Source organism: Planktothrix sp. FACHB-1355, assembly GCF_014748295.1.
Taxonomy (GTDB): Bacteria; Cyanobacteriota; Cyanobacteriia; order Cyanobacteriales; family Aerosakkonemataceae; genus Aerosakkonema; species Aerosakkonema funiforme_A.
The window spans coordinates 1-4,099 of the sequence record NZ_JACJUP010000599.1 but is presented as its reverse complement, the minus strand read 5'-3'; the positions used below and the strand labels follow the sequence as shown (position 1 = coordinate 4,099).

The window sequence follows — 4,099 nt, the reverse complement described above, 5'->3', positions numbered from 1 at the left end:
AAGCGAGAGATTTTGCCAATAAGAATAGAGAAAATATACCCGACTCTCAAAAAGAAACAATAGCGGCGGCGATGTGGGAACTATCCACCAGCGGGAAAGATGAAAATGCCACAAAGAAGTCATCTGCTGCATTTGCGATGTTTGGTTGGGAGATAGGTGGAAGACTGCACGAATTACAGTTTACCGATTTTGCAGTGGTGGGTACCCATAAACCGAGTAACGAACACCTGGGTCGCCGCTGGGTGGGTGAGAAAGTCAGTTGCGAGATTATTCAAGCGTCTGACCCTGCTAATCCTACTCAGAATAAGCGATGGTTAGTTGCAGAAGGGAAGAAGTTGGGTGTGTTTCGCAGCGAATCTGCCCAATTGCCGATTGGTACTCAGTTTGAAGCTACTATCTCCTCACCACCGGGGGCTAGCATTATCGTTACCAGCAGTAAGGGTAATCAACTGAAGGTGGGACAGTTGAAGAAGTATGCTTTTCCCGAACGCGAGTGGCATGGGGAGGCGGGAACGGTTACTATCCAAGTACAGAATAGCAAAAGCGCGATCGCGCTTATTGATGGTAAGCCGTTGGGTGCGATCGATAAGGAATCGTTGGCTGAATTGACTGAAAAGTTATCGGAAAAAGGGATATCAGTGCAAGGGTTTCAGTTTAAGGCTAATCTGGAATCTGCACCTGCTACGATCGCTCATATTAAAGTAGATTCTGCTACCGTTAAATATCCTGAAGTGTGGACGAAGGAAGAACCGTTAGTTAAGACTAAGAAATTGAGTTTGACGGATGCCTTAAAGCCTTTATTGAGAGAACGGTATCCAGAGAAAACTACTGCTTTGATGCACGATGATGCGGCTGATTTTAAAGCTTATTTCATCCCTGGTGATGAAGTTGATAATTTCATGCGAGCGAAAGGGAAAGAAATTGAGTTAATTTCGGCGTTTGCTAAGGAACTTGATAGTAAATTTGGTGCTAGTAGTTTTGTGGCAATTGCTGACAAGGGGGAACAGGAAGAATTGTATTTTGGAATTTTACTGCCAACTTATAAGTCAGAATCGAAGACTGCTTCTCGGTTGACTGCTGCTTTTAATTTTCCTCTAGAATACGAACAGATGCAAGGGGGACAGCATATAAAATTGATTGCTGTACCGCTTGATGAGATGCAATCATTGTTAAATACTGCTGCTTCTAAAGTGCAGGACAGTAGAGAAACCATACAAACTGTTGCTTCTACATCCTCCTCGGTACAAGTACAACCATCGTTTGAATCAAAAGATACTTCAAAAATTCAAGAATCTACTAATCCCTTAGCTAATCTAGCACCGTTGAATGAGAAAGTGGCATCTCATTTCCCAAAAGATGTGGCGATGGCTGAAATGGCAACTCAATTTATTGGCTTTTCTGCTGCATCGCCGGGAACGCCATCTTCTACCCGCAATTATCAACAAGCTTGGGGGGAACGTGGGAATACCGGGGTTTATTCAAAAGATGATATGATTATGGTATCTGGTTCTGGCCCTTGGCGTGGGGTAACGGATGAAAAAATGCAGCAAACTTTCCAACAGCATTACGTTCCGTTGTTAGAAAAAGCTATAGAGGCTGGTGCATCGTTTGTGGTGGGGGATGCACCTGGAACTGATAGATTGGTTGCGGCATTTTTAGTAGAAAAGGGATATCGTTTAGAACAGCAGGATGGATTTAAGCGATGTACTCGTGAAGTAGTGCAATCTGTGGATGTATCGCAGCAGCAGTCAGTACCCGTGAGGGAGGAATGGGAAAAGAAGATGCTTACTTCTGCGATTAAAAGCTTGCAAGGTAATGTTGCTAATATGGGAGAAGAAATTCAAACTAGCACTTTCAATGATGGTAAGTATCGGGTGATTCTGCATACTCCTACCGAAACTCTGCGAATTGTCGATGAGATTTCAAATCGGGGTACGCTTTATAAAGCTAAGAAAGGCTGTCCGGCTGTTACTTGCAATTTTGATGAGGCTGAGAAACAAGCTTTTGAGCAATTGAATGGCAAGGGTTTGCAGTCGAAGGGTCAAGATTTAGAGAAAGATTGATACTTACTCCCTTCCCGCCAGAAGATTTTGTATTTGGGGACGGACAAGGTATGCGATCGCGCTGGTGCTAAAGTACAAGCTCCGGTTGGTGGAGCAGAATCTGAAGGAGGCGACGATTAACCGCAAGCTGGCGGCTATCAAGGCTTTGGTGCGGTATGATGCCCAAATCGGTAAGTTCTCATTTTTGAGAGTGTTAAAGCAAAACTACACCAGGCATTGCGTTTTGGGAATCTACCTTTGGTTCGGTTATCATCGTTCTGAAGACAGATGACACAGATGACAACAGATGACAAACCCAATGGTTATACTTCCAGGCTATCGCATCAGCGACAAAATCTATGACGGCTTCAGAACCCTAATCTATCGCGGAATTAAAGAATCAGATCGAAGACCCATTGTACTCAAACTGCACAAAAGCGAGTATCCCACTTTTTCCGAACTCGTGCAGATCCGCAATCAGTACATCATTACCAAAAACCTCAACCTACCTGGGATTCTCCCCATCATTAGCCTGGAAAACTACCGCAATGGTTTTGCTCTAGTAATGGAGGACTTCGGCGGCATCTCTCTCAAAGATTACACCAATTCCAGAAACATCAGCTTGAATGAATTTCTGAATATAGCCATTGCCATCGCCGAAACTTTAGAAGGGCTTTATACTAACCGAATTATTCATAAAGATATCAAACCTCAGAATATTTTAATTAATTCCGAAACTAAGGAAATCAAACTAATTGACTTCAGTATCTCCTCTCTTTTACCCAGAGAAAATCAAGAAATTCAAAATCCTAACATCCTAGAAGGAACCCTAACTTATATGTCCCCAGAACAGACAGGAAGAATGAATCGGGGTATCGATTATCGCACCGATTTCTATTCGCTAGGGGTAACATTTTACGAACTGCTAGCCAACAGACTTCCCTTCCAGTCAAACGATCCGATGGAGTTAGTTTATTCCCATATTGCTAAAAAACCAACTCCCCCCATTGAAGTCAATCCCGCCATTCCCCAGATAGTTAACGACATCATCATGAAATTGATGGCGAAAACCCCTGAAGAACGTTATCAAAGTGCTTTTGGACTTCGATACGACTTAGAAACCTGTTTGCAGGCATGGCAAACTAATGGGGAAATTTCACCCTTTATTTTAGGACAAAGAGACATTTCAGAGCGCTTTTCCATTCCTGAAAAACTCTATGGTAGGGAAACCGAAGTTTTCACCTTGCTAGCAGCTTTCGATCGAGTTAGTCGGGGAAGCACCGAATTGATGTTGGTGACTGGCTTTTCGGGAATTGGAAAAACTAGCGTCGTCAATGAAGTTCACAAACCCATTATTCGCCAACGGGGTTATTTTATTTCCGGTAAATTCGACCAATTTAAGCGTAATATTCCTTTTGCTGCCTTAGTACAAGCATTCCAGAATTTAATGCGGCAGTTACTTACAGAAAGTGCCACATCTCTAGGCACATGGACAACAAAAATATTGTCAGCATTAGGAGAAAATGGACAGGTAATTATTGATGTTATTCCCGAACTAGAACGAATTATCGGCAAACAGCCAGCAGTCCCAGAACTTCCACCCACCGCTGCCCAAAACCGTTTCAATATATTATTTGAAAAATTCATTCAAGTTTTTGCCACCAAAGAACATCCCCTAGTTATCTTCTTAGATGACTTACAATGGGCTGATTCTGCCTCATTAAAATTAATTCAACTATTGATGACAGGAGCAGAACTCGGCTCTTTATTGTTACTAGGAGCCTATCGTGACAACGAAGTTAATCCTACTCATCCCCTAATATTGACATTAGAAGAAATTCGGAAAAATCGAGCCACCATAAATCAAATTACTCTATTGCCATTAGATGTGCATGACCTAAATCGCTTGGTTGCCGACACTTTAAATTGTCCTCCAGGAAAAGCCTTACCTTTAACAGAATTAGTACATCAAAAAACCAAAGGTAACCCATTTTTTGCCAATCAATTCCTGAAATCGCTGTATCAAGATGGCATAATTTCTTTTGATTTTATTTCCC

Annotated in this window: 3 protein-coding genes; all 3 read left to right on the top strand. The window is 42.3% G+C overall.

The features are described 5' to 3' along the window. Positions 1 to 2,063, top strand: a 2,063-nt coding sequence (locus tag H6S82_RS21405) for a hypothetical protein (protein ID WP_199317932.1), incomplete at its 5' end; no start/stop codon positions are given. A 64-nt stretch (positions 2,064 to 2,127) separates the two neighbouring features. Continuing rightward, positions 2,128 to 2,334 (top strand): hypothetical protein, encoded by a 207-nt coding sequence (locus H6S82_RS21400; protein WP_190463815.1) that lies wholly within the window; start codon positions 2,128 to 2,130, stop codon positions 2,332 to 2,334. 15 nt (positions 2,335 to 2,349) lie between these two features. Next, positions 2,350 to 4,099, top strand: a 1,750-nt coding sequence (locus tag H6S82_RS21395; RefSeq protein ID WP_191056672.1) for a serine/threonine-protein kinase, incomplete at its 3' end; no start/stop codon positions are given.